The following is a 6,009-nucleotide window of genomic DNA, read 5'->3' on the forward strand; positions in this document are numbered from 1 at the left end:
CTTACTTCGCGGTGTAGACGATCTCAACGCGACGGTTCTTGGCCCAGCAGTCTTCGTTGTGCTCGCGGCACACCGGCTTTTCCTTGCCATAGCTGGTCACGTTGACCTGGGCAGCCGAACCGCCAGCGGCCTGGAGGGCGCTGGAGACGGCATTGCCACGGCGCTCGCCGAGGCCCAGGTTGTACTCGCGCGTGCCGCGCTCGTCGGTGTTGCCCTCGAGGGTCATCGCCGACTGCGGACGGTCCTGCAGGTACTTGGCGTGGCAAGCGATGATCTGCTGGAACTCCGGCTTGACGTCGTTCTTGTCGAAGTCGAAGTAGACGACGCGCTGACGCAGGCAAGCGTCGGTGTCGAGATCGGACGGCTGGTACTTGCCATCGCTGGTCGGGGCCTGGGTCTGGGCGACCGGCTGCTGCTCCGGCATCGGAGCCGGCTTGGTGTTCTTCTTGGAGCACGCGGCCGCGCCAACGCAGAGCAGGGCAGCCAGGGTGACGGTAACGGTCTTATTCATGGGACGTTCCTTCAACAGTTGAGTTCCGACAGTCGGTTTTCGTTTCGGGACAGGCACCGCCGGTTGTCCGGCTGTTTTTCTACTTACATCTACGCCGACGGGTGCTGTCCCGCACCCGTCGTCTTTCGTACCGACGGCCGCCCAGGGGGCGACCGCCGATGGAACTCCGTCCGCAGAAAAGGCGCGGCCACGCCGCGCCCCTCCCTGGACTTTGCTTATGTCGCCGCCCGCGAGGGCGCGCCATCAGCGCTGTCGATAGGGTCCCCAGGACGGTTCGCGCACGTCGCCGTCCGAGAGGACGAGACGCTGGCGCACCAGACCGTCTGCCGAAACCGCATACAGGACGCCTCGCGTACCCTGCGACGCCGCATAGAGCAGCATGCTGGCATTGGGCGCGAAGCTGGGCGAATCGTCCACGTTACCCGGGGAAACGAAGCGCACCTGCCCACCCAGACTACGGTCCATGATGGCGATACGATACACGTTCCCGTTGCCCTGCACCATCGCAATCTGCTTGCCGTCGTAGCTCACCGACGCACTGGCGTTGAAGCCGCCCTGGAAGGTCAGGCGCTGGGCCGCGCCACCCGATGCGGACATCTGGTAGAGCTGCGGCTTACCCGAGCGATCGGAGGTGAAGATGATGCTCTGGCCGTCCGGGGTGAAGGTCGGTTCGGTGTCGATCGCGAAGTTGTTGGTCAGGCGGGTTTCCGCGCGGCTGCCCACGTCGATGACGAAGATCTCGGGGTTGCCGACGTACGACAGGCTCACGGCGAGCTTGCTGCCGTCCGGCGACCAGGCCGGGGCGCTGTTGATGCCGCGCGGGTGCGAGGCGATCAGGCTGCGCGAACCGGTGTTGATGTTCTGCACGTAGACCGCCGAGTTGCCGCTCTCGAACGAGACGTAGGCGATCTTGCTGCCGTCGGGCGACCAGGCCGGACCCAGCAGCGACTCGCGCGAGCGGGCCACGACCTGCGGGTTGAAGCCGTCGGAGTCGGCCACGATGAGCGAATAGGTGGTGTTGTTGCCGACGCCGACCGCGGTGATGTACGCGATGCGGGTCCAGAACGCGCCGCGGACGCCGGTGATCTTTTCGTAGATCTGGTCGGCGATCTGGTGGGCGACGCCACGCAGGTCACCCGCCGGGGCGGTGAACGACTGCGCCAGCAGGCTCTGCTGCTTGTTCACGTCCCACAGCTCGTAGTCGACCTTGAGCATGCCGCCGCCGGCGTCGCTGATGCGGCCGATGGTGAGGAAATCCTGCTTGAGCAGACGCCAGGTGGCGAACTTGATGTCCGAGCCCTGCGACGGGGTCTCGACGATGTCGGCCTTGTCGAGCGAGCGGAACTTGCCCGATCGGTTGAAGTCGTTGCGGATGACGTCCGCGACGTCGGTCGGCAGCGGCGCGCCGCCGGCCTGGGCGAACGGAACGACCGCGATCGGGGTCGCCGTCTTCAGGCCGCCGACGATGTCCACGTTGAGCGACTGGGCGGCGGCGGGGCCGGCCACGAAGCCGGTCAGCGCGACGACGAGGATGGCGAGTCGGGAAAGCATTCTGCGCATGGGCTGGTTCATTGCGACCTGAAGATGTGGGACGGCGGCGAAATGTTAGCGCGACGGTCGCTTCGTGCGTGACCGGTCTATGAACCGCCCCGCCCCGGCATGAGCCCGGGGCGGGACGCGCACCATCATTGCGGCCTGAACGTGAAGGTGAGGTTGCGCTGGAAGACGTCCTCGAAGCCCTGGTAGGGCAACGGCTGGGCTCGCAGCACGGCGTTTTCGATCGACGCCCGGCCGGCGGCATCGTACGGGCAGCTGGAGTCGACCTTGGCGCTCAGCACCTGGCCGCCCGGCACCTGGACGATATGCACCTGGCAGGAGGCATTGGGCATGTTGTCCGGACGCAGCCAGTTGCTCGTCACCGAGTTCTGGATCGCGGCCAGGTACTGCCCCAGCTTGCCGGTGTCGCGGCCGTTCGTGCCCGACTGCTTCTGGTCGGCTGGCGGCAGGTCCGGCAGGCCGTCGTCCTTGGCGTTCTGCAGGTCCTTCAATTGCTGCTCGGCCTGCTTCTTCGTGGTGTCGGCCTTCTTGGTCTGCGCCTTCGCCGCGTCGAGCTGCTTGAAGATGTCGTCGATTTCCTTCTGCTTCTCTTTCTTCTTCTGCTCGGCCTGGGCGTCGAGCTCGGCCTGGCGCTGGCGCTGCTTCTCTTCCTGCAGGCGCTTGGCGTCCTCGGCCTTCTGGACCGCGTCGTCGACGACTTCTTCCTGGTCCTTGAGGTCCGGCTGCTTCGGCGGCGGCGGCAGGGTCTCGACCTTCGGCTTCTCGGGCTGCGGCGGAGGCGGCGTCGGCACCACGGGCGGCGGCGGCGTGGTGTCCGGCGTCGGCTTGACCTTGGTGGCCTTCGGCGGCGGGCTGCCGGTCGGGCCCACGAGCGTGGCCTCGATGATCTGGCCCGGAAGCTCGAGCGGCGCGGGACACTTCAGCGGGTTCCACTCCGCCGGCAGGCCGAGCGCTTCGGCCCATTTCTCGTAATCCGAGCACGGGATGACGGCGAGGCCCAGGAAGGCCACGATCGCGACGTGCAGGAGCGCGGCGAGGACGACCGCGCGGGGCGTGCCGTTACGGTTTTCCATTCTGCGCGCCCGACTCCGGCTGGCTCATCAGGCCGATCTTGGAGACGCCCGCTTCCTGGAGGATCGGGAGGATCGAATAGACCTTGCCGTAGCCGACGCGCTGGTCGCCCGCCACGAGCACCTGGAGCTCCGGGTTGGCGTTGTGGAACGCCGTGATCTTCGTCCTGAACTCGTCCGCGCTCACCGGCTCGCGCTTGGCGCCATTGGCGGTGAGGTAGATCTGGCCCGCCTCGTCGACGGACACGACGACGGGGTCTTTCTTGTCCTGGAGGGACTTTGCCTTGGTCTGCGGCAGCTGGATGTCGACGCCGAGGTTCATCATGGGCGTGGTGACCATGAAGATGATCAGCAGCACGAGCATCACGTCGATGTACGGCACGACGTTGATCTCGGACTTCAGCTTCCGCTTGTGCCGGCGGTAGACGTTACGCGTGGCCATGTGGGGCTCAGGCCACTTCGTCGGAGTGGATCTGGCGCTGCAGGACCGAGGAGAACTCTTCCTGGAACACCTCGTAGCGCGACGCGATGCGCTCGACCTTGTTGGCGTAGCGGTTGTACGCCCAGACGGCCGGAATGGCGGCGAACAGACCCATGGCCGTGGCGATCAGCGCCTCGGAAATGTGCGGGGCGACGACCGAGATCGTCACGTCCTTCATCTCGCCCAGGCCCTGGAAGGCGCCCATGATGCCCCAGACCGTGCCGAACAGACCGACGTACGGGCTGATCGAACCGACGTTGGCGAGGAATTCGAGGTTCTGCTCGAGCTTGCCGATCTCGCGGGTGCCGGCCACGCGCATGGCGCGCTCGGAGCCCTCGATGACGCGGTTGGCGTCGGTGACGCGGCGCTGGCGCTGGCGCGCGAACTCGCGGAAGCCGGCCTCGAACACGTTCTCGATACCGTGCTGGCCCTCGCGGTTGCCCACTTCCCGGAACAGGGCGGCCAGGTCGGCGCCCGACCAGAAGCGGTCTTCGAAGGTCTCGGCGTTGTCGTGGGCCGTCTTCAGCTGGCTGTACTTGCGGATGATGATCACCCACGACAGGAACGAGAACACCAGCAGGAGGAGCATCACCAGTTGTACCGGCAGGCTCGCTTCCGCGACCAGCTTGAAAATGTTCAGTCCACCGTTCATCGCTTGCAGGCTCTCCGCCGGGTATCTGGCTATCGGGTAAAGGAAAAATCTTCTGGGAACAGATCCGCGGGGATCTGGGCCGGGCGCATCGTATCGAGGTTCACACAGGCCGCGCGCACCGTGGCGCGCACCAGCGATTCGTCCCCTCGCACGATCTCCTGATCGAACAGCATACTGGCTGAACGGCGTTCTTTGACGACCACGCTGACCTGAAGTTCATCATCCAGACGGGCCGGCCGCAGGAAATCGAGGTGCATGTCGCGCACCACGAAGCCCAGGCCGGTCGTCCGCCGCAGGGCCAGCTGGTCGATGCCCTGCGCCCGCAGCCACTCCGTCCTGGCGCGCTCCATGAAACGCACGTAGTTGGCGTGGTAGACCACCCCGCCCGCGTCGGTGTCTTCCCAGTAGATGCGCACGGGCCAGCGGAAGACGCTCATGCCTCGTCCGAAAACAGGTCCGGGGTGGCGTTCTGGCGCGGCGGCGGATTGAGCCCCAGGTGTCGCCAGGCCTTGGCCGAGGCCATGCGGCCGCGGGCGGTCCGGATCAGGTATCCCTGCTGGATCAGGTAGGGCTCCACGACGTCCTCGAGCGTGCCGCGGTCCTCGCTGAGCGCGGCGGCGAGCGATTCGACGCCGACCGGGCCACCGTCGAAATTGCGGATGATCGTGCCGAGCAGGCGGCGGTCCAGGTCGTCGAAACCCTCGGCATCCACCTTGAGCATGTCGGTCGCGGCGCGCGCCAGCTCGTGCGTGATGCGGCCGTCGCCCCGGACCTCGGCGAAGTCCCGCACGCGGCGCAGCAGGCGGTTGGCGATACGCGGGGTGCCGCGCGAGCGGCGGGCGATTTCCACCGCCCCTTCGAGCTCGCATTCGATGCCGAAGATGCGCGCCGCGCGGCGGACGATCGCGGTCAGCTCGTCCACGCTGTAGAACTCCAGCCGCTGGATGATGCCGAAGCGGTCGCGCAGCGGGCCCGTGAGCAGGCCGGCACGGGTGGTCGCGCCGATCAGCGTGAAGGGTGGCAGGTCCAGCTTGATCGAGCGGGCCGCGGGGCCCTCGCCGATCATGATGTCGATCTGGAAGTCTTCCATCGCCGGGTAGAGCACCTCTTCCACCACGGGCGAAAGGCGGTGGATCTCGTCGACGAAGAGGACGTCGTTGGCCTCGAGGTTCGTCAGCAGCGCGGCGAGATCGCCGGCGCGCTCGAGCACCGGGCCCGACGTGGAGCGGACGCTCACCCCGAGCTCGTTGGCGATCACGTGGGAAAGCGTCGTCTTGCCGAGCCCGGGCGGCCCGAAGATCAGCGTATGGTCCAGCGCCCCGCCGCGACGGCGGGCGGCCTCGATATAGATGGCCATCTGCTCGCGCACCGTCCGCTGCCCGAGGTACTCGGCCAGCCTCTTCGGACGGATGCTCGCTTCCAGCGCCTCGTCGTCCATGGCGGCGGCGGAAGAAATGATGCGGTGCTCGGACATGCGCGCATTATGGCAGGTCTGCGGCCCGTGACGCGGCCGTCCCGCGCCCTGGTCACCGAATGACCAGCACAACGCAACCCGTTGACGCCGAAGCGCGAAGCGGACTTGTCCACACGGTTATGCAAGGCGTATCCACACCGCATGTGGATAACACCGCTGTAGGAGCGCGCCCTGCGCGCGACATCCTTTCGCGAGGAGCTCAGGCCCTGAAGCTCACGGCCTCAAAACATGTCGCGCGCAGGGCGCGCGCCGACACCGCCCACC

At 66.8% G+C, this 6,009-nt stretch carries 7 protein-coding genes; all 7 read right to left on the reverse strand.

Translation table 11 applies throughout. The annotated features are described in order from the left end of the window. Position 1: 1 nt before the first annotated feature. Positions 2-511, reverse strand: a complete 510-nt coding sequence (gene pal, locus J2X58_RS18750) for a peptidoglycan-associated lipoprotein Pal (protein ID WP_090055184.1) — start codon at positions 509-511, stop codon at positions 2-4. A gap of 243 nt (positions 512-754) precedes the next feature. Next, entirely contained in the window at positions 755-2,071 is a 1,317-nt protein-coding gene (gene tolB / locus J2X58_RS18755; protein WP_254779203.1) for a Tol-Pal system beta propeller repeat protein TolB, read from the reverse strand. A 125-nt stretch (positions 2,072-2,196) separates the two neighbouring features. After that, the gene (locus tag J2X58_RS18760; RefSeq protein WP_090055187.1) at positions 2,197-3,141 is read right to left on the reverse strand and encodes a cell envelope integrity protein TolA; all 945 of its coding nucleotides are present in this window, start codon (positions 3,139-3,141) and stop codon (positions 2,197-2,199) included. Continuing rightward, on the reverse strand, positions 3,128-3,580 hold the full coding sequence (tolR, locus tag J2X58_RS18765) for a protein TolR (protein WP_089977708.1): 453 nt from the start codon (positions 3,578-3,580) through the stop codon (positions 3,128-3,130). The genes J2X58_RS18760 and tolR overlap by 14 nt, the downstream gene beginning before the upstream one ends. Positions 3,581-3,587: 7 nt before the next feature. Further along, entirely contained in the window at positions 3,588-4,271 is a 684-nt protein-coding gene (tolQ, locus tag J2X58_RS18770) for a protein TolQ (RefSeq protein WP_090180747.1), read from the reverse strand. A 29-nt stretch (positions 4,272-4,300) separates the two neighbouring features. Beyond that, a complete protein-coding gene (gene ybgC / locus J2X58_RS18775) occupies positions 4,301-4,708 on the reverse strand; it encodes a tol-pal system-associated acyl-CoA thioesterase (protein WP_090055190.1) in 408 nt (135 codons plus the stop codon). Beyond that, entirely contained in the window at positions 4,705-5,745 is a 1,041-nt protein-coding gene (ruvB, locus tag J2X58_RS18780; protein ID WP_090055192.1) for a Holliday junction branch migration DNA helicase RuvB, read from the reverse strand. The genes ybgC and ruvB overlap by 4 nt, the downstream gene beginning before the upstream one ends. Positions 5,746-6,009: the final 264 nt, after the last annotated feature.

The organism is Luteibacter sp. 3190, assembly GCF_031456385.1.
GTDB lineage: Bacteria > Pseudomonadota > Gammaproteobacteria > Xanthomonadales > Rhodanobacteraceae > Luteibacter.